21 protein-coding genes are annotated in these 18,470 nt (G+C 65.6%); 9 read left to right on the top strand and 12 right to left on the bottom strand.

The window, feature by feature from the left end; all coding sequences use genetic code 11:
- Nucleotides 1-131: 131 nt before the first annotated feature.
- From KQ693_RS05970 to KQ693_RS05980, 3 genes are read right to left on the bottom strand one after another with little or no spacing between them, the layout of a single operon-like run.
- A complete protein-coding gene (locus KQ693_RS05970) occupies nucleotides 132-2,027 on the bottom strand; it encodes a tetratricopeptide repeat protein (RefSeq protein WP_267262247.1) in 1,896 nt (631 codons plus the stop codon).
- A 9-nt stretch (nucleotides 2,028-2,036) separates the two neighbouring features.
- Complete coding sequence (locus tag KQ693_RS05975; protein ID WP_267262248.1) at nucleotides 2,037-2,741, bottom strand: WecB/TagA/CpsF family glycosyltransferase; 705 nt, start codon at nucleotides 2,739-2,741, stop codon at nucleotides 2,037-2,039.
- Nucleotides 2,729-3,445 carry a 2-phosphosulfolactate phosphatase gene (locus KQ693_RS05980; protein WP_267262249.1) on the bottom strand — a complete coding sequence of 239 codons (717 nt, stop codon included), beginning with the start codon at nucleotides 3,443-3,445 and terminating at the stop codon, nucleotides 2,729-2,731. The genes KQ693_RS05975 and KQ693_RS05980 overlap by 13 nt, the downstream gene beginning before the upstream one ends.
- A 27-nt stretch (nucleotides 3,446-3,472) precedes the next feature.
- Here KQ693_RS05980 and KQ693_RS05985 point away from each other — a divergent pair, with 27 nt between their 5' ends.
- From KQ693_RS05985 to hisH, 4 genes are read left to right on the top strand one after another with little or no spacing between them, the layout of a single operon-like run.
- Entirely contained in the window at nucleotides 3,473-4,408 is a 936-nt protein-coding gene (locus KQ693_RS05985; protein ID WP_038031345.1) for a thiamine-phosphate kinase, read from the top strand.
- 13 nt (nucleotides 4,409-4,421) lie between these two features.
- Nucleotides 4,422-5,474, top strand: a complete 1,053-nt coding sequence (locus tag KQ693_RS05990) for a pyridoxal phosphate-dependent aminotransferase (RefSeq protein ID WP_267262250.1) — start codon at nucleotides 4,422-4,424, stop codon at nucleotides 5,472-5,474.
- Nucleotides 5,467-6,051: an imidazoleglycerol-phosphate dehydratase HisB gene (gene hisB / locus KQ693_RS05995; RefSeq protein WP_038071583.1), complete on the top strand. Its 585-nt coding sequence runs from the start codon at nucleotides 5,467-5,469 to the stop codon at nucleotides 6,049-6,051. The genes KQ693_RS05990 and hisB overlap by 8 nt, the downstream gene beginning before the upstream one ends.
- 3 nt (nucleotides 6,052-6,054) lie before the next feature.
- A complete protein-coding gene (hisH, locus tag KQ693_RS06000; RefSeq protein ID WP_267262251.1) occupies nucleotides 6,055-6,651 on the top strand; it encodes an imidazole glycerol phosphate synthase subunit HisH in 597 nt (198 codons plus the stop codon).
- Here hisH and KQ693_RS06005 read toward each other — a convergent pair.
- From KQ693_RS06005 to purE, 4 genes are all read right to left on the bottom strand, one after another.
- Nucleotides 6,622-7,542 carry a carbohydrate kinase family protein gene (locus KQ693_RS06005; RefSeq protein ID WP_267262252.1) on the bottom strand — a complete coding sequence of 307 codons (921 nt, stop codon included), beginning with the start codon at nucleotides 7,540-7,542 and terminating at the stop codon, nucleotides 6,622-6,624. The two genes, hisH and KQ693_RS06005, sit on opposite strands and share 30 nt — an antisense overlap.
- Before the next feature lie 270 nt (nucleotides 7,543-7,812).
- Nucleotides 7,813-8,949 (bottom strand): phenylacetate--CoA ligase family protein, encoded by a 1,137-nt coding sequence (locus KQ693_RS06010; protein ID WP_219760001.1) that lies wholly within the window; start codon nucleotides 8,947-8,949, stop codon nucleotides 7,813-7,815.
- 38 nt (nucleotides 8,950-8,987) lie between these two features.
- On the bottom strand, nucleotides 8,988-10,091 hold the full coding sequence (locus KQ693_RS06015; protein ID WP_267262253.1) for a 5-(carboxyamino)imidazole ribonucleotide synthase: 1,104 nt from the start codon (nucleotides 10,089-10,091) through the stop codon (nucleotides 8,988-8,990).
- Nucleotides 10,088-10,582, bottom strand: coding sequence for a 5-(carboxyamino)imidazole ribonucleotide mutase (purE, locus tag KQ693_RS06020; protein ID WP_041438080.1), 495 nt, complete (start codon nucleotides 10,580-10,582; stop codon nucleotides 10,088-10,090). The genes KQ693_RS06015 and purE overlap by 4 nt, the downstream gene beginning before the upstream one ends.
- A 47-nt stretch (nucleotides 10,583-10,629) precedes the next feature.
- On the opposite strand from purE, the gene KQ693_RS06025 reads away from it, so the two are divergent.
- Both KQ693_RS06025 and KQ693_RS06030 read left to right on the top strand, forming a co-directional pair.
- Nucleotides 10,630-11,586: a sodium-dependent bicarbonate transport family permease gene (locus KQ693_RS06025; protein ID WP_219759999.1), complete on the top strand. Its 957-nt coding sequence runs from the start codon at nucleotides 10,630-10,632 to the stop codon at nucleotides 11,584-11,586.
- Nucleotides 11,587-11,589: 3 nt separating this feature from the next.
- The gene (locus KQ693_RS06030; RefSeq protein WP_015716536.1) at nucleotides 11,590-11,892 is read left to right on the top strand and encodes a P-II family nitrogen regulator; all 303 of its coding nucleotides are present in this window, start codon (nucleotides 11,590-11,592) and stop codon (nucleotides 11,890-11,892) included.
- Here the strand turns inward: KQ693_RS06030 and KQ693_RS06035 are convergent.
- Nucleotides 11,889-12,419 (bottom strand): DedA family protein, encoded by a 531-nt coding sequence (locus KQ693_RS06035; RefSeq protein ID WP_267262254.1) that lies wholly within the window; start codon nucleotides 12,417-12,419, stop codon nucleotides 11,889-11,891. The genes KQ693_RS06030 and KQ693_RS06035 overlap by 4 nt on opposite strands.
- A 1-nt stretch (nucleotide 12,420) precedes the next feature.
- The gene (locus KQ693_RS06040) at nucleotides 12,421-13,116 is read right to left on the bottom strand and encodes a TerC family protein (protein ID WP_015716538.1); all 696 of its coding nucleotides are present in this window, start codon (nucleotides 13,114-13,116) and stop codon (nucleotides 12,421-12,423) included.
- A gap of 232 nt (nucleotides 13,117-13,348) precedes the next feature.
- On the opposite strand from KQ693_RS06040, the gene KQ693_RS06045 reads away from it, so the two are divergent.
- On the top strand, nucleotides 13,349-13,750 hold the full coding sequence (locus KQ693_RS06045) for a metal-sulfur cluster assembly factor (protein ID WP_246584385.1): 402 nt from the start codon (nucleotides 13,349-13,351) through the stop codon (nucleotides 13,748-13,750).
- A gap of 289 nt (nucleotides 13,751-14,039) precedes the next feature.
- A complete protein-coding gene (chrA, locus tag KQ693_RS06050) occupies nucleotides 14,040-15,434 on the top strand; it encodes a chromate efflux transporter (protein ID WP_267262255.1) in 1,395 nt (464 codons plus the stop codon).
- Nucleotides 15,435-15,483: 49 nt separating this feature from the next.
- On the opposite strand, the gene KQ693_RS06055 is transcribed toward chrA, so the two are convergent.
- From KQ693_RS06055 to sppA, 3 genes are all read right to left on the bottom strand, one after another.
- Nucleotides 15,484-15,795, bottom strand: coding sequence for a hypothetical protein (locus KQ693_RS06055; protein WP_267262256.1), 312 nt, complete (start codon nucleotides 15,793-15,795; stop codon nucleotides 15,484-15,486).
- A 118-nt stretch (nucleotides 15,796-15,913) separates the two neighbouring features.
- Nucleotides 15,914-16,348, bottom strand: coding sequence for an RDD family protein (locus KQ693_RS06060; RefSeq protein ID WP_267262257.1), 435 nt, complete (start codon nucleotides 16,346-16,348; stop codon nucleotides 15,914-15,916).
- Nucleotides 16,342-17,274, bottom strand: coding sequence for a signal peptide peptidase SppA (gene sppA, locus KQ693_RS06065; protein ID WP_267262258.1), 933 nt, complete (start codon nucleotides 17,272-17,274; stop codon nucleotides 16,342-16,344). The genes KQ693_RS06060 and sppA overlap by 7 nt, the downstream gene beginning before the upstream one ends.
- A gap of 33 nt (nucleotides 17,275-17,307) precedes the next feature.
- On the opposite strand from sppA, the gene KQ693_RS06070 reads away from it, so the two are divergent.
- A complete protein-coding gene (locus KQ693_RS06070) occupies nucleotides 17,308-18,453 on the top strand; it encodes a class I SAM-dependent rRNA methyltransferase (protein ID WP_267262259.1) in 1,146 nt (381 codons plus the stop codon).
- Nucleotides 18,454-18,470 lie beyond the last annotated feature (17 nt).

Consider the following 18,470-nt stretch of genomic DNA (forward strand, 5'->3'; position numbering starts at 1 on the left):
AACGCCGCCACCAACGCCACAATACCCAAACGCCAATGCCGAGAAATGCCCATACGAATACGCCTCCAATCCGGTCCAATGAGACCAGGATTAGGGTAAACCCGACCCAGCGTTACAGGGCCGTTACAACGTTACCGGCTTTCTAAGAGCCAGTTCACCAGGGCGTTCACCACGTCGTTATCCGCCAAGAGCTCTGGGGCTTCCGCCACCTTTTGGAAGAAGGAGCGGACCATTTCCAAGGTGGGGTTCTTCAGCAGTTCCTGGACGCTCTTTCCCGCATAGGGACCCTGGGGGAGGGGGGCGGTGAGCCGGGCGCTGGTGGCCAGAGGGGCAGCCTCCTTAAGAGCCTCCAGGGTCCTTTCCAGAAGGAGCCGGTCCCCATCCGGGCCCAGGGTTTCCCTGGGGGTGAGGAGGAGGTTCCCGGAAAGGTCCCGCACCTCGAGGCCCAGGGCATAAAGCTTCCGGGCCAGGCTTTCGGGTCCCACCTCCAGGGGGATTAGGGCCTGGGCCTCGCCGTAGCGCACCTCCAGCACGTACCTGCCCGGCTCGGGCAGGCTGACCGCAGGGGCCACCTCCTCGAGGGCGGCGGTGAGGGGAGGGAAGCCCAAGGGCTTCTTCTCCTGGGCCACCAGGGCACCTTCCTTGTAGAGGAGGGTTTGCAGCTCGTGCCGGGGAAGGTAGGGGCTTCCCGTGAGCTTGACCTCGGGGAAGACCGCTTCCCCAGCGTGGAAGGGCCTGGCCTCCAGGTCCCCGGGGATCAGGGAGAGCTTTTTCACCTCCAGAGCAAGCCTTCCCTCTTCCTGATGCAGGGCCCTCCTTGCCGCCTGGGCCAGGGGATGCCGGGGATGGGTTTCCAGAAAGGCTTGGTAAAGCCCCTTGGCCGGAAGCCCTGCCCGTTCCGCCACGTAGGCTCGGAAGAAAAGGGCCAGGGGCTCAGTTCGCCCCTCCAGGTCCTTTAGGGCCTCGGGGAAGTCCTCCCCCTCGTCCAGCCTCAGGGCCCGGTCGTAGGCGGCCTTGGCCCCCAGGAAGTCCCCGTAGATGGCCTTAAACAGGCCCAGGTTGTAGTAGGCGGTGGCGTTGGGCATGAGCTCCACCGCCCGCTTTGAGGCCAGGATGGCCCTGGGGAGATCCCCCGTGAGGTAGTAGGCCCAGCCCAGGTTGGTCCAGTAAAGCCAGTAATCCGGCCTGAGCCGGATGGCCTTCAGCAGGGCGTCCCTGGCTTCCTCTCCTTTTTCGTCGGCGAAGGCGGCGAAGCTCACCTCTTCCCACGCCAGGGGAAGTTCGGGGAAGGCTTGGGCCAGGGTGCGGGCTGCTTCCTTCCAGCGGGGGTCCTCGAGGGTTCTAAAGCCCAGTTCTGCGGCGGTCTTTTCCAGGACATCCCCCTTCAGGAGGGTTTCCGCCAGCTTGAGGGCTTCCTCCCGCTTGCCCTGGGAGAGGAGGGCGAAGGCCTGGTAGGCGGGAGGGAGCTTCCCTTGCCAGAGAAGGAGGAGCCTTTCCGGAAGGATCCCCTCTAAAAGCCCGCTTCCCCGCCCCTCCTTGAGGTCCAAGGCGGACTGGTGGAGGGGATCGGGGTTTTCCCCGTGGGCCAGGGTCCTGAGCTCCTCCTCGGAGAGGGAGGGGTGGGGTAGGGCGCTGAACTTTTGGGCTAGACCCTCCCCCTGGAGCCAGAGCCAGGCCAGGTCCGGGGTGGCGAACCGCCCCTCCTTGACCCCATCCTTCCGGGCCAGGAAGAGCCTCAGGCTCCCTTCCTCCTGTTTGCCCAGGAGGACCCATTCGGCCCCTGTGGCCGCCTGGACCAGCCGGGCCCCCGCCCGGCTGTAAAGCCCTCCGGCCAGGTCGTAGCTGCTCCGCCAGGGCAGGTCGGGAAGGAGAAGGGCCAGAAGGGTGGGGGGAGGGGCCTTGAGGCCTTGGGCGAAGGCCTGGGCCAGGAGGAAGCCCTGGGGGCCTTCAAAGGGCAGGACCAGCCCTTGGGCCAGACCGAGCCCCAGGAGAAGGAGAAGGGCGAGGAAGCGCCTTGGGGTCACCATGGACGCATTCTAGCGCCTTTCCTTGAGAACCATATAAGCGAAGCGGAAAAGCCTGGGAACCCTTTTCCAACGCTTGGGGTCCAGGCCCACCCGGAGAAGCCACTCCAGGCCGAGCCTCTGCGCCCAGGCCGGGGGGCGTCGGGCCTCGCCGGCCAGCACGTCCAGGGTGCCACCTACCCCCATGGCCACCTTGGCCCTCAGGTGGGCCTTGTGCCGGTGGATGAAGGTTTCCTGCCGTTCCCCCATGCCCACCAGGAGGAGGTCCGGGGCCTTTTGCCGGATCTCCTCCACCACCCCTTCCTCCTCCTGGAAGTAGCCGTGGTGGTACCCGACCACCTCCGCCCCGAGCCGCCTGGCCTCGAGGGCCGCCCGCTCCGCCACCCCGGGCCTGCCCCCCAGGAGGTAGACCCGGATACCGGGGAATCGGCTTAGAAGGGTCAGGGTGAGGTCCACCCCGGTGACCCGCTCCTTAAGTTCCAGGCCCAAAAGCCTTTTAGCAGCCCAGAGGATGCCCACCCCATCCGGGGTTACCAGCTCCGCCTCGAGGATGGCTTGCCTGAGGGCTTGGTCCTCCTGGGCCCGCACGGCGATCTCCGGGTTCAGGGTGACCACCTGGTGGGTGCCTTCCTCCTTTAGGAAGCCCTGGATTCGGGCCAGGGCTTCCTCCATCCCCACAGGGTCCAGGGGAAGGCCCAGGAGTTCTAGCCGTTCCATGCCACAAACCTCTGGGCGTAGCGGTCCTGGGTCAGGCCGAACTCCACCTTGGGGAAGAAGCGTACCCCGGCAAGCCTGGGCACCACGGGATCCACCCCGATGAGGCTTGCCCGCGCCAGCTCCTCCGTGCGCCCCTCCTTGTGAAGGGCCTGGCCCTCCGGGCTTTGGAAGAGGGCCTCCTGGGGATCGGGGAAGGCCTTGAGGAGGGCGGTGGCCAGGGTGGTGGGGCCATCGGGGGAGAGGCGCTTCTGCAAGAAGCCGGCGGCCACCACCGCCGAGAGCAGGGGCTCCGGGGCCCCGGAGGGTCGGAGCACCAGCCCCTTTAGACCGCGAAGGGCTTCCAGGACCGCTTTGGCGTTGCGAAACCCCGCCACGTACACCTCCTCCTCCCCATGTAGGAGGCTCGCGTTGAGGAGGGGAGCCACCAGGATGGCCTTTTTCCCCGCCACAGGGGTGCTTTCCAAGTCCACCAGGGAAAGCCGGCCGTGGAAGCCCTCGGGAGGGAAGCCTTCCACCTCGCCCAGGAGAAGGACCCCTTGTCCCAGTTCCTGGGCCAGAAGGCGGGCCACCTTGGGCCCTGGGGCCACCCAGACCTCCAGGGCTCCTTGGGCCAGGAGCTGGGTGAGGAGGCTCCCTGCAGGGAGGACCTCCACCAGGACCAGGGGGCCGCGGGCCGGCGTAAGGCAAAGGTCAACCCGGCACACCCCGCCATGATACCCTAGCCTGGGCGTATGCGGCTTAAGGACTTGGGCGAGCGGGCGCTTCTTGGGAAGCTTGCCCCCATCGGCTATCCCCCAGGGGCTCCCTTGCCTCCCGGGGATGATGCCGGGGGGGTTTGGGTGGGGGAGGTAGCCTGGCTTTTGAAGACGGATGGCTTTCTCTACCGGGAAGTGGCCCTCCTGGGGATGGGGCCCTTTGAGGTGGGCTTCCGGGGGGTGGCGGCCACGGCTTCCGACCTTCTTTGCAAGATGGGAAGGCCCTTGGGCTTTACCCTAGGGCTTTTTCTGCCCCCGGATTTGGAGGAGGACTTCGCCCTTGAGCTGGTCAAGGGTGCGGCGGAGGCGGCAGGGCGGCTTGGGGCTGTGCTCCTTGGGGGGGACACCAACGCCGGCGAGGAGGTGGCCCTCACCGTTTCCGGCTTCGCCCAGGCGGAGGTTCCCTTACCCCGGAGGGCCCTTCCAGGGGATCTCCTCTACCTGGCCGGGGATCGCTGGGGCAGGACGGGGGCGGCCATCCAGGCCCACTACCAGGCCCGGGACCTCGGGGCCTATCCGGAGATCCGCGAGGCGGCCTTCTACCCTTTGCCCCGGCTGGAACTCTTAAGCCTCAAGGGCCTCCTCCGGGGTGGCTTAGACTCCTCGGATGGCCTGGCGGAAACCCTTTGGCAACTTTCCGAACAGGGGGTGCGGGTGGACCTCGAGGCCCTTCCCCTTTACCCCGATGTGCTGGCCTTCGCCGGGGATGAGGCCCTGGCGCATGAGCTGGTCCTTTACGGGGGAGAGGAGTTCGAGGCGGTGCTGGCGGTGCCCCCGGAGCAGGAGGCCCAGGTCCTGGCCCGGGCGAAGGAGGTGGGGCTTCCCCTTTTCCGCGCCGGACAGGTGTCCGAGGGGGAGGGGGTGTACTTCCTGGGCGCACCCGTAAAGCGGCGGGGTTACGCTCACTTCTAGCTATACTTGACCCATGCGGGCCTTTAAGGCGCACCTCCGGGGTATCTCCCCCTATCCCTACAAGAAGGTGGATGCCCCGGTGAAGCTGGACCAGAACGAAAGCCCTTTTGACCTTCCCCAGGCCCTGAAGGCGGAGGCCCTGAGGCGCCTGGCCCACCTTTCCTGGAACCGCTACCCGGAGATCCACGCCGAGACCCTGCGGCAAAGGCTTGCCGCCCGGGTGGGATGGCCGGAGGAGGGCATCGTCCTGGCACCGGGTTCCAACCTCCTCATCCTGGCCCTGGCGGTGGCGGCGGAGGAGGTTTTGGATGTAAGCCCCTCCTTTCCCCACTACGCCCATGCCGCCCGGGTGACGGGAACCCCTTACCGGGCCATACTCCTGGAGGCAAGGGAGGAAGGATTCGCTTTGCCTTTGGAGGAGCTTCTTTCCGCCTTCCAGGGCGGGGTCTTCTTCCTGCCCAACCCCCACGCCCCCACGGGGACCCTTTTCCCCGAGGAAGCCCTTTGGGCCTTGGCCGAGAGGGCCAAGGAGGTGGAGGGGCTTTTGGTGGTGGACGAGGCCTACCGGGAGTTTGCGGGCTCGGACTTTAGCCCCTTGGGGCGGGGAAACCCCCATGTGGCCTTCTTGCGCACCTTTTCCAAGGCCTTCTCCCTGGGAGGGGTGAGGGCGGGTTATTTGTTGGCCTCGCCGGAGGTGGCCGCCCTTGTCCGCGAGGTGCTTCCTCCCTTTGTCCTTCCCGCCCACACCGGGACCATCCTGGAGGTGGTCCTGGAAAACCCCGGCTACGTGGAGGCGGTGGCGGCCCACGTGCGGGCCGAGCGGGAGCGGGTTTATGGGAGGCTTAGGGGCCATCCCACCTGGCAGCCCTATAGGAGCCACACCAACTTCCTGTTGGTGCGGACCCCGGATGCTGAGAGGGCCTTCCGCCACCTTCTCGCCCAGGGGATACTGGTGCGAAGGCAGGACCACTACCCAGGCCTTTTTGGGTGCATCCGGGTGACGGTGGGCTCCAAGGAGGAGATGGACGCCTTTCTGAAGGCGGCCTTTGAGGTGGCCTATGCGTGAGTCTTCGGTGGAGCGGGCGACCGCAGAAACCTGGGTGCGGGTGCGCCTGGGCTTGGATGGACCCCCTGGGGGTAAGGTGGCCACGGGGCTTCCCTTCCTGGACCATATGCTCCTCCAGCTCCAGCGCCACGGGCGTTTTCTCCTGGAGGTGGAGGCCAGGGGGGACCTCGAGGTGGACGTGCACCACTTGGTGGAGGATGTGGGCATCACCCTGGGCCAGGCCCTAAGGGAGGCTTTGGGGGAGGGAAGGGGCGTGGAACGCTACGCCGAGGCTTTTGCCCCCATGGACGAAACCCTGGTGCTTTGCGTCTTGGACCTCTCGGGGAGGCCCCACCTGGAGTACCGTCCGGAGGAGTGGCCCGTGGTGGGGGAGGCGGGTGGGGTGAACCACTACCACCTCAGGGAGTTTCTAAGGGGGCTCGTCAACCACGGCCGCCTCACCCTGCACCTTCGGCTTCTTTCCGGCAGGGAGGCGCACCATGTGGTGGAGGCCAGCTTCAAGGCCCTGGCCCGGGCCCTACACCGGGCGACCCGGATCACGGGGGAGGAGCTTCCCAGCACCAAGGGGGTGCTTTAGGGCATGAAGGCCCTGCTCATCGACTACGGTTCGGGGAACCTCCGAAGTGCTGCCAAGGCGTTGGAGGCTGCGGGCTTTGAGGTCAGCGTCTCCTCGGACCCCCGGGCGCACCTCGAGGCCAGCCTCCTGGTCCTTCCCGGCCAGGGCCACTTCGGCCAGGTGATGCAGGCCTTCCGGAATAGCGGGTTCGTGGACCGGGTCCTGGCCCACCTGGAAAGGGGCCTTCCCTTCCTGGGCATCTGCGTGGGCATGCAGATCCTGTACCAGGAAAGCGAGGAAGCCCCGGGGGTCAGGGGGCTGGGCCTGGTGGAGGGGGTGGTGAGGCGCTTTACCCAGGGCCGCGTGCCCCAGATGGGGTGGAACCGGGTGCGCTTCGCAGGCGCTTTCCAGGAGCTTTCGGGCCGCCACTTCTACTTCGCCAACTCCTACTACGGCCCTCTTACCCCTCACTCCCTGGGGGTGGGGGCGTACGAGGGCACCCCTTTCACCGCCCTCCTCGCCCGGGAGAACCTCCTGGCCCCCCAGTTCCACCCGGAGAAGAGCGGAAGGGCGGGCCTCGCCTTTTTAGCCCTAGCGCGCCTTTACTTCCAGGTCCTCTAGGCGGAGGAGCCGCCCTTGGGCCCCCAGGCCCGTGGCGGCCAGGGCCCCCGCCAGATTGGCCAGGCGGCCGGCCTCGAGGGGGCTTCTCCCCGAGAGGATGGCGTGGGCAAAGGCGGCGGTGTAGGCGTCTCCCGCCCCGGTGGAGTCCACGATGTCCTCCACCGGATAGGGCTCCAGGAGTTCCTCCCCTTCCGGGGTGACCAGGATGGAGCCCATGGCCCCTACCTTGATGGCCAGGTGCCGGAAGCCTTCCTCCCGGAGCCGCGCGATCCCCCCGGAGAGGGAGGAGGCCTCCGTCAGGGCCATAAGCTCCGTCTGGTTCATGAGAAGCCAGCTTACACCCCGCAGGTACCGTAAAAGCTCCCTGCCCGCTGCCCGTACCGCCCCGGTTCCCAGGTCGGCGAAGATGGGCATCTCCCGCTTCCTGGCGGCCTCGAGGACCTCCACCGCGTAGCTCCGGCTAGGGCCTCCCACCAGGGCGTAGGCGGAGAGGACCACGGCGTCCGCCTGGTCCAGGAAGCGGGGCTTGAAGAGGGAGGGATCCAGGTAACGGCTTGCCCCCTCGGCGCTCACCATGGCCCTTTCCCCCCCTGGCACCAGAAGGATCAGCACCGAGCTGGTGGTGTGGTCGGGGTCCTCCTGAAGGTGCCTCAGGTCCACCCCCACCTCCCGCACCCGGGAAAGGGCCAGCTCGGCGAAGGGATCCTGCCCCACCCGGCCAGCCAGATAGACCCGGTGGCCCAGGCTGGAAAGCTGCGCCGCCAGGGTGGCCCCGGCGCCCCCCGGTTTCATCAGGGCACGGCGGGAAGGAACCTCCTCCCCCGGCTCCGGTATGCGCTCCACGAAGAAAAGCAGGTCCACGGATACGTCGCCCACCACGAAAAACCGCATCTTGCCTCCTTCCCACAAGGCACAGGGTTTGCCCTTACTATAGCGCAAGGGCCCCGTTGCTTTGGGGGGAGTATACCCCGGGGTTATGAGAAGAATATAACAAATGGCCTTACAAGGATGGTCTTGAACTCTTTCTCGCCGTACCCCCTTCTATGGGTGCCCGAGAACACCCCTTGGAGAAGGGATGTACGAGGATCCCCACCTGGGCTCTTGCCCAGGTGGGGTGGCATTACAGGGCCCCCACCTTAGCGGAAGCTAAGGTGGGGTGGTTTAGAAGCGACGGTCCACCACCAGACCGCCTTCCAGCTCCCCCACCAGCTCCACCTCGTCCACCCTTAGGCCCGTGGCCTTGGTGATGGCCTCCAAAAGCCCTGCCGGCACCTTCTCCGCCTTAAGCCGGAGAACCAGCTTGTCCGTGCCCTCCAGCTTCCTTTCCACCACCACCTGGAAGCCCCTGGGGTCCAGGCCGAATCCGCCCAGGATGGGGGCGAGTTCCGTGGGGTAGAGCTTTACCCCCTTTACCTTCACCATCTGGTCGGTGCGGCCGAAGACCCCCCGGGGCAGGACGGTGAGCCCTTCCCGCCTTTCGGCCACGGCCAGGTCCCCGGTGCGGAAGCGCACCATGGGCATGAGGGTGCGGCTCAGAGCGGTGACCACCAGTTCCCCCTTTTCCCCGTCGGGCACAGGCTTCAGGGTCTCGGGATCCAAGACCTCCAGCACCGCCATCTCCGGGATCTCCCATAGCCCGTCCTTGCTAAGCCTTTCCCCGGCCACGATCCCGAGCTCGCTGGTACCGTAGGCGTCCAGGGCGGTGCATCCCAAAAGGGCTTCCACCTTTTCCCGGAAGCCGGGGACGGAGGTGAAGGGCTCTCCCCCTGCCAGGAGGAGGGCAAACCGCCCCCCCGCCTGGCCCACCTTGAGGGCGAAGGAGGGATTGGTGACCAGCACGTCAAAGCCATAGGTCTGGCCGATCTCGGCAATGCGGGAGGCCTCCCCTGGGCCGTGGGGGAAGACCAGGTTCCCCGCCCGCCAGAGGGCCTGGTGGAAGAGCCACCCCCCAGCGAAGACGTGGTAGCTGAAGGCCACCAGCACCTTTTTGCCGGTGAGGCCGAGCCTGCGGTAGTGTTCCGCCAGGGCCTCGGTCTGGTAACGGAGGTCCTCCTGGGAAAGGTACTCGGGCATCCAGCCCATGAGGGGGCTTGGGGTCAGGTGCATGAGGCTTGCCCCCGTGGGCGGCCTGGGGTTTTCCTTAAGGTAGGCCACCCATTCCTCGCGGGTGGTGAGGGGAAGCTCCCCCAGGTTTTCCAGGGTGACCTCCTCCGGGTGGACTCCCTTGAACTTCTCCCGGTAGACGGGGTGTTCCTTGGCCGCGCGCACCACCTCTTTGAGCCGAGCGTTCCGGTCCATAGCCTGCCTCCTTACCGCTCCCGCAGGGAACACAGGGATTATACCGGTTCGGGAGCCTGGGCCAAGGCGAGGAGATGGGGAAGGTCCCGGGCCAGATCCTCCCAGGTGTCCCGCCGCAGGGTGATGTGCCCCACCTTGCGTCCCGGGCGCACCTCCTTGCCGTACCAGTGCAGATGGGCTCCGGGAAGGGCGAGGACCTGGGCGAAGTCGGGCTTCACCCCAATGAGGTTGGCCATGGCGCTATGGCCCTTGGGGGCGGTGCTCCCCAAGGGGAGGCCCAAAAGGGCCCGGAGGTGGTTTTCAAACTGGCTGGTCTCGGCGCCCTCTAGGGTCCAGTGGCCGGAGTTGTGAACCCGGGGGGCCATCTCGTTGAAGAGGATTTCCTCTCCCACCTGGAAGAGTTCCAGGGCCAGCACGCCCGCGTATCCCAGGGCCTCCATGGCCTTCCTGGCGTAGATTTCCGCCTTCTGCTGCAGGGTGGGGGAAACCCCTGGGGCCGGGGCCAGGGAGAGGCGCAGGATACCCCCCTGGTGGCGGTTTTCCACCAAGGGATAGAAGGCCATCTCCCCGGTTCGGCTCCGCACCCCCAGGATGGAAAGCTCACGCTGGAAGGGAACGTACCCCTCAAGGATCAATCCCCCTCCCCCCAGGGCGTGGAAGGCCCTTTCCGCCTCCTCCCATGAGGTGAGAAGGGCCTGACCCTTGCCGTCGTACCCGCCCCTGCGGGCCTTGAGGAGGGCGGGGAAGCCCAGGGCCTCGAGGCCTTCCCTAAGCTCCCTGAGGCCATCCACCCGGCGAAAGGGAGGGGTGGGTATCCCCAGGCTGTGCATGAAGGTCTTTTCCGCCAGGCGGTCCTGGGCCACCTCCAGGGCCTTGGGTGGGGGAAGGACGGGAAGCCTTGCCTCAAGGAACCGGGCGGCTTCCACCGGTACGTTTTCGAACTCATAGGTGACCAGCTCAAGCCCCTCAGCAAAGCGCCGGAGGGCCTCTTCGTCCAGAAAATCCCCCACCACCAGCTCCCCCACTTGCCCGGCGCAGGCCTCGGGGGAGGGGTCCAGGAAGCGAAAGGAAAGACCCAAGGGATAGCCCGCCAGGGCCAGCATCCTCCCCAGCTGGCCCCCGCCCAGGATGCCCAGCCTCATCCTTCCTCCCGGGGATCGGGGTGGGCCAAGACGGCCTCCGTCTGGGCCTTGCGATAGGCCTCGAGGCGCTCCATCACCTCAGGGTGGGAGAGCCCTACGATGCTGGCGGCCAGGAGAGCGGCGTTCACCGCTCCCGCTTTCCCGATGGCCAAGGTTCCCACGGGGATGCCGGCGGGCATCTGCACGATGGAAAGAAGGGAATCCAGGCCCTTCAAGGCCTTGCTTTCCACCGGCACCCCCAGCACGGGCAAAGGGGTGTGGGCGGCGGTCATGCCGGGAAGGTGGGCAGCCCCGCCAGCTCCGGCGATGATCACCATAAGCCCCCGCTCCTTGGCGGTCTTGGCGTAGTCCGCCATCAGGTCCGGGGTGCGGTGGGCAGAGACCACCCGCACCTCGTAGGGGATGCCTAGGGTTTCCAGGGTTTCCGCCGCATGGCGGAGGGTTTCCCAGTCGGACTTGGAGCCCATGATGACGCCCACCAAAGGCCGCATCGTACCGGATTGTACCAAGCCCTCCCGCCTGTGGTAAAAGGCAGGCCATGGATGCCTTGGAGCTCCTTCGGCTCAACCTCCTTTCCCCCATGGTCCTGGCTTTCGCCCTGGGGATGGCGGCCCGGCTTCTTAGAAGCGACCTCGCCTTCCCTGAGGCCATGTACACGGCGCTTTCCATCTACCTGCTCTTCGCCATTGGCTTCAAAGGGGGGGTGGAGCTTTCCAAAACGCCCCTGGCTACCGTGCTTATTCCTGCCTTGGCCACCCTGGGTTTGGGGCTTTTCCGGCCCCTTTCCAGTTATGTTCTGGCCCGCCGCTTTCTGGTCTTGGGCCGGGTGGATGCCGGGGCCCTGGCCGCCCATTACGGTTCGGTTTCCGCGGTGACCTTCCTGGCAGCCCTCACCTTCGCCCAGGCGGTGGGCCACCGGCCCGAGGGGTTTTTGCCCACCCTGGTGGCCCTTTTGGAGGTGCCCGGCATCGTGGTGGCCCTGCTTTTGGCCAAGCGGGGAGGTGGAAACCTGGGGGAGGCCTTCCAGGAGGTCCTCACCGGGAAGAGCGTGGTCCTCCTGGTGGGTGGGCTTCTCATCGGGGCCCTTTCCGGCGAGGCGGGGATGGAACGGGTAAAGCCCTTTTTTGTGGATCCCTTCTACGGGGCGCTCACCCTTTTCCTCATGGACCTGGGGATGGTGGCGGCCTCGAGGTTCGCCACCTTAAGGCAAGTGGGCTTCCGTTTGATCCTCTACGGAACCCTCCTTCCCCTCTTTCACGGGGCTATAGGGGTCTATGTGGGGCACCTGGTGGGGTTTTCCGTGGGCGGGGCCACCGTCTTGGGGGCCATGGCAGCCAGCAGCAGCTACATCGCTGCCCCTGCTGCCGTGCGCATCGCCCTGCCCGAGGCCAACCCCAGCCTGTATCTGGCGGCAAGCCTGACGGTAACCTTTCCCTTTAACCTGGTTCTGGGTATTCCCATCTACCACGCCTTGGCCCAATGGATGGGGGGGTGAATCATGGACCTGGTGCCTTTGAAGCTGGTCACCATCGTGGCGGAAAGCATCCTGGAGAAGAAGCTGGTGGAGGAGATCAAGCGCCTGGGAGCCAAGGGGTACACCATCGTGCCCGCCAGGGGAGAGGGTTCCCGGGGCATGCGCAGCCTGGACTGGGAGGGCCAGAACATCCGCCTGGAAACCATCGTTCCCGAGGAGGTGGCCCTCAGGATCCTGGCCCGCTTGCAGGAGGCCTACTTTCCCCATTACGCCGTGATCGCCTATGTGGAGAACGTCTGGGTGGTACGGGGGGAGAAGTACATCTAGACTTTGGGCTTTCGGCGCAGAAGGGGAAGAAGGGCGAGGAGGAGCAGGATAGGCCAGAGGAGCCAGGCGGGGAGCTTTTCCCCCAGGAAGTAGGCGAAGAGGACGAGCCCCTGGGTCCAGAGGAGGCTTCCCAAGGCGGCTAGGAGCAGGTAGTGCAGCCAGGGAAAGCCCAAGGTCCCCAGCAAGAAGGGCACCACCGTGCGCATGCCCGGCACAAAGGGGGCAAGGAGGAGGGCCGAGGGGCCGAAACGGCTTAGGAGCTTGATGGCCCGCTCCCTTAGGTGCTCGGGAAAGCGCCTGAGGAGCCTTTGGCCCAGGATCCGCCCCAGGCCGTACCCCACCCCGTGTCCCAGGTAGCTTCCCAGGAAGAGGAGGGGAAGGAGGGGGAAGAGGCTTAGCCTTCCCTCCCCGGCCAGGGCTCCCAAGGCCAGGAGGAGGGTGTCCCCTCCGGGCACGAGGAGGCCGAAGGGGAACCCCACTTCCAAAAAGAGGAGAAGGGCCAGAAGAAAATAGGTCCAGAGGCTCATCCTACGAGGGTTGGGCCGCGGGCTTGCGCAAGGCCCAGAGGCTTCCCAGAAGGAGCACTGCCAGGATGAGGAGACTGAAGGCTTCCTTGTCCAATCCCACGGCCAGCTCGGGGCGGTGGAGAACCTCCTTGGTGAGCTTGTCCCAGCCGCCCACCAGGAGCTTCACCCCCGCAAGCCCCACCACCACGTAGGCCAGGTGTTTGAAGCGAGGGTAGCGGTCCAGGAGGGTGACCACCAGGCTGGCCAGCATCCTGAGGGCCAGGATGCCCAGGAAGACCCCGGTGTAGATGACCCAGAGTTTATCGGAAAGGGCCACGGCCACCAGAACCGAGTCCACGGCGAAGGCCAGGTCCATGAGTTCCACCTGGGCCACCGTTTTCCAAAACTGGGCGGCGCTCACCTCCAATGGCGGGGCCGCGTGGGCTCCCTCCGCTCTGAGGAAATGCTTCAGGGCCACGTAAAGCAGGTAAGCAGCGCCCAGCACCTGGACCCACCAAAGCTTGATGACCAAGGCGGCGAAAAGGAGGGCGAGACCCCTGAGCACGTAAGCTCCCAGGATGCCGTAGAAGAGGGCCCTACGCCTGAGGTGAACGGGTAACCTTTGGACGATGACCCCCAGGATCAGGGCGTTGTCGGCGGACAGGATGACCTCGAGGGCCACCAGGATTAGGATGACCGAGAGGACACCGGTTTCCATGCGCACCTCCCAAAAGATAAAGACCACCGCTTAAGCGGTGGTCTTGCCCGGGCTTCCCGCCCCCAGCCTCCCGGGGCCCGTGCCCGTCTTGACGGAAAGCTGGCCTTGGGGCTACTCCCCAACCGGAAGACATTGTGCCACACCCGTGGCGGTTTTGCCAGGACCAGGAAGCTTTTGGGGAATGGTGAGGCCGGGTGGGCGGGGTGCTGGGGGAAGGGGTATCCTGTACAACATGGACGAGAGGCACCGCGAGGGTTTGCCGGAGGGGCAGGCTGGCTTGCAGGAGGGGAATGTGAACCAGGCGGGGGGCAAAGAGGGTCTGCCCACCAAGGAGCAGGTCCTCGAGGCCTTGAAGGTGGTCTATGACCCGGAAATCCCCGTGAACATCGTGGACCTGGGCTTGGTCTACGATGTGGAGATCCACGAAAACGGGGTGGTGGACCTCACCATGACCCTTACCGCCATCGGCTGCCCCGCCCAGGACATGGTGAAGGCGGATGCGGAAATGGCGGTGATGCGCCTTCCCGGGGTGCAGGGGGTGAATGTGGAGTTCGTTTGGACTCCTCCCTGGACCCCTGCCAGAATGACCGAGGAAGGCAAGCGCATGATGCGCATGTTTGGGTTCAATGTGTAGGGGACTTAACTGGGTGGGATAGTGGGCCTCGAGGTGCGAGAGAGCCAGGTGCGCTCAAAGGGCTTTTAGGCTCTGGGTGTGCACCTGGGCTCGCGCACGGGGGTTCTTGAAAAGCTAATCTGGACTGGCTCTCTTTACATACCCATAGAGGGGGTCAGCGAAGGTTTTTGCCGTCTGGGTCATGTGTAGTCCCCACGCATGTGGGGATGGCCCGTTTTTGCTAGTGTGTACATAGTGCCTGCCTAGGGTAGTCCCCACACACGGGGGGATGGCCTGAGAAGGGATATCCATGCCCAAGAAAAGTGTGCGGACCCTAGAAACGACCCCGCTGGCGGCACACGTCCCGTTCCGGGAGGCGCTCGCATACTGGTTCAAGCTCGGATGGCTCGCCTTCGGCGGTCCGGCCGGTCAGATCGCCATGATGCATCACGAGCTGGTTGAGCGCCGACGCTGGATTTCGGAGCAGCGCTTCCTGCACGCGCTCAACTACTGCATGACGCTACCAGGTCCCGAGGCGCAGCAGCTGGCCACCTACATCGGGTGGCTCATGCATGGCACCTGGGGTGGGATCGCCGCGGGTACGCTCTTCGTCCTGCCCTCGGTGCTGGTGATCGTGCTGTTCGGCTGGATCTATCTCCGCTTCGGCGATTTGCCCGCCGTGGCCGGCGTGCTCTACGGCATCAAGCCGGCGGTGATCGCGATCGTGGTGTATGCCGCCTACCGCATCGGCCGCAGGGCGCTCCGGAACGCCTGGCTCTGGGCCATCGCGGCAGCGGCGTTCGTCGCGACCTTTGCGCTGCGCCTGCCGTTCCCGCTCATCATCATCGGCGCCGGTCTCATCGGCTACCTCGGCGGCCGCTATGCCCCGGAGCGTTTCACGCTGCACGATGGGGAGGCAGATGGCGGCAACAGTGCGCTCATCGGCGATCACCACGCCACCCCCGAGCACGCGCGCTTCTCGCGCGCCAGGCTCGTGCGTTACACGATTGTGGGTCTTTTGATCTGGGCCGTGCCGTTCGGGTCGCTTGTCGCCTGGCAGGGCTGGAACGGTGTGTACGCGCAAATGGCGTGGTTCTCGACCAAGGTGGCGCTCCTGACCTTCGGGGGAGCGTATGCGGCGCTACCGTATGTCTATCAGCACGCAGTGGAGATCCATGGCTGGCTCACCGTGCCGCAGATGATGGATGGCCTCGCGCTCGGCGAGACCACGCCCGGTCCGCTCATCAAGATTGTGACCTTTGTCGGCTTCCTCGGGGGCTGGCAGCGTGAGGCGCTCGGGCCCGAGGCCCTAGCGCTTGCGGGCACGCTGGGGGCGCTCGTCACCACGTTCTACACCTTTTTGCCGTCGTTTCTGTTCATCCTGATCGGCGGCCCGCTCGTGGAGGCGACGCGCGGGGCGATCCATTTCACTGCACCGCTCACCGGCATCACCGCCGCTGTGGTAGGGGTGATTCTGAACCTCGCCGTGTTCTTCGCCTACCACGTGCTCTGGCCGCAGGGCCTTGCCGGACCGTTCGGTCTCGACACCTTGTTCAACGGTTTCGAATGGTTCTCGGCCCTGCTGGGGGCTGCCGCCCTTGTCGCGCTCGTGCGTTACCAGGTCGGCATCATCCCCGTGATCCTCGCCTGCGGCGCGGCGGGGTTGGTGTATGCCTTTGCGCTGAGGCCACTGCTCGGCGGCTGAAGGGCTTGGCGGATCACCCGATTGGGAGGGCGGGAGAGCCGGTGTAGCCTCAGCCCTCATTCCGTTCCTGCATGGGGTCCACTCCCCAGGTTTCCAGGTAGAAGGCTCTCAGTTCCTCGGGAGATATCGGGGAGATTTCCCGTGGAAGTGGGCTTCCGGTTCGGAGCCTCACGGCATACTCTTCTATTTCCTCCAGATTCTTCCCGTTCACGCCATGGGCTTGGGCAAATAGGGCAAGGAGGCTTGCCTCAAGGTGAGAAGGAGGGTCGGAGAGAGCGATGGCAAGGGCTTCCTTCCTGTCCTTCCCTGCCATGAGGGCATAGAGGAAAAGGCCCGCCGCAACATCCGTAAGCCTATCCATACATCCTCAGCGTAGCCCCTTGCCTGTTTTCCGTCGGACGGAAAGCCCTACCCCACCTTTTCCCTTGTTCCGGGGATGGGTCCAGAGGGGTGCGGGGGGTTCTACCGCCCTGCCCGGTTTACGGGGCTCCCTCTTCGGATCTGGCACTGGCTGGGCCTGAGCGCACCACCAGGGTGTCGGCGATGAGGTCATGCCAGGCCTGGCGCCTGGGGTGGAAGAAAGCCCAGAGGTAGCCGAGGAGGAGGGGCAGGGTGGAAAGGGTCTTGCCTACCACCTCCCGCATAAAGGCGGTGAGCCAGTCCACGGGCTGACCGTCCGTGCGGACCACCTTGAGACCCAGGGCCATTTTTCCCGGCGTTGCCCCATGCAAAGCGGTGAAGATCACGTAATAGGCCCAGCTGGGTATCCAGTTGAAGAGGAGGTCCTGGACGAAGGTGGTTTGCACCAGGGGGTTTATCCCGGCCAAGGCCATCAGGAGGAAGCTCAGGGGTACCAGGATGAGCCCGTCAATAAGGGAGGCCACGAACCTGCGCCAGGGGCTAGCGATCACCATAACCCTCCTCCCAGGTAGCGGTACTCGAGGCGAAACCGGTTCTGGCCGAGCAGGGAAACTAGCTGCTCGGTTTCCGAGGAAAGGCCCAGGGGAAACCCCTCGCCCAGAAGTCCGTCCAGCAGTCCTTTAGGTTTCACATAGCGCACCAGGCGGAACCCCTCCAGGCCGGCCAGCTCCGCGGCCCGCTTGGCGGCGTCTTCCAGGTAGCCTTCCCGGTCCGCAAGCCCAAGGGCGATGGCCTGGGTTCCCGAGTAGATGCGTCCATCGGCCAGTTGCCGCACTTTGTCCTTAGGAAGGTGCCTTCCCTCCGCAACCCTGGCCACGAAAAGCTCGTACGCCTCGCGCATGTAGCCCTGGATGAGGGTTCGCTCCTCCGGGGTGAGGGGCCGGAGGCCGGAGCCCATATCCTTGAGCCGGCCTTCCTTGAGGACCTCCACTTGAACGCCCAGTTTGGCCAGTAAACCCTGGACCTGGGGAAGGGTGGCGATGACCCCGATGGAGCCGGTGACGGCGGTGGCCGGGGTGAAGATCTCGCGGGCAGCGGTGGCCACGTAGTAGCCCCCGCTGGCGGCCACGGTGCCGAAGGCAGCCACCAGGGGCTTTTCCCGGGCCAGGTCCTTCAGGGCGCGGTGGATAGCCTCGGTTTCCGTGACGCTACCCCCAGGGCTATCCACGAAGAGGACCGCGGCCCGGATGCCCGGATCCTCCCGGGCCTGGCGGATCTTGGAGAGGAGGTCCTCGAGGTCCTTCCCCATGGGGATGCTGCCCACCACCTCCAGGAGGACGACTTTTTCGCCCCGGCCGTACAGGGTGGCTTCCCGCCAGGGATGGCCGGTTTCCCGGGACTGGATGAGGCGCCCCAGGCCCACCACGAGAAGGGCCACCGCCACGAAGAGGAGAAGGGCCAGCCAGCGTTTTCGGTTCATGGTTCCAAAATAGCACAAGGGTATGCTGAGCCCGTGCTGAGGGTGGTGGTCAAGCCGGGAAAGGAAAAGAAGGTTCGAAACTTCTACCCTAATCTCTACCGGGACGAGCTGGAGGAGATGCCCAAGCAGGCAGGGGTGGCGGAGGCGGTGGCCGCCGATGGCAGTTTTTTGGCGGTGGGCTACCTGGACCCGGGCTCCCGCATCCCGTTCCGGGCTTATCGCTTTGACCCTGGCCCTTTGGATCGGGCCTTTTTTCTGGCCCGCTTTGAACGGGCCTTGCGCAAGAGGGAGGGAATGGGCCAAAGCTACCGCCTGGTGCATGGAGAGGCGGATGGCCTCCCCGGCCTGGTGGTGGACCGGTTTGGAGAGGTTCTGGTTCTCCAGGTGCGCACCCGGGGGATGGAGGCTTTAAGGGAGGTCTGGTTTCCCGCCCTCCTGGAGGCAGTGGGCCCCAAGGGGGTTTACGAGCGGAGCGACGTGGAGGCCAGGAGGCAGGAAGGGCTTCCCGAGAGGGTGGGGGCGGTCTACGGGGAGGTGCCCGAGGTTTTGGCGGTGGAGGAGGATGGCCTGGTTTTCCCCATCCCCTTGGCCCTGGCCCAGAAGACGGGGTTTTACTTGGACCAGCGGGAGAACCGCCGCCTCTTTGAGGGTATGGTGCGCCCTGGGGAAAGGGTCTTGGATGTCTTTAGCTACGTGGGGGGCTTCGCCTTGAGGGCCGCGCGGAAAGGAGCCCATGCCCTGGCGGTGGACAAGGACCTCGAGGCCCTGGCCGTCCTGGACCAGGCGGCCTTGAGGATGGGCCTTAAGGTGGACATCCGCCAGGGGGAGGCCTTGGAGGTGCTTAGGGGCCTTCAAGGGTCCTTCCACCACATTCTCCTGGACCCTCCCACCCTGGTGAAGCGCCCGGAGGAGATTCCCCCCATGAAGCGGCACCTGGTGGACCTTTTGCGGGAAGCCTTGCGCCTTCTTGCGCCCGAGGGGTACCTCTGGCTTTCCACCTGCAGCTATTACCTCAAGGCGGAGGACCTTCTGGAAGTGGCCCGGCGGGCGGCCGCCGACCGGGGGATGCGCCTGAGGGTGCACGGCCTCACCTACCAGCCCAAGGACCATCCCTGGAGCCTGCACGTGCCGGAAAGCCTTTATCTCAAGACCCTGATCCTGCAGGAGGATGCCCTCTAGCTGCTATAACCCAGCAG

The organism is Thermus brevis (genome assembly GCF_026427635.1).
Classification (GTDB): domain Bacteria; phylum Deinococcota; class Deinococci; order Deinococcales; family Thermaceae; genus Thermus; species Thermus antranikianii.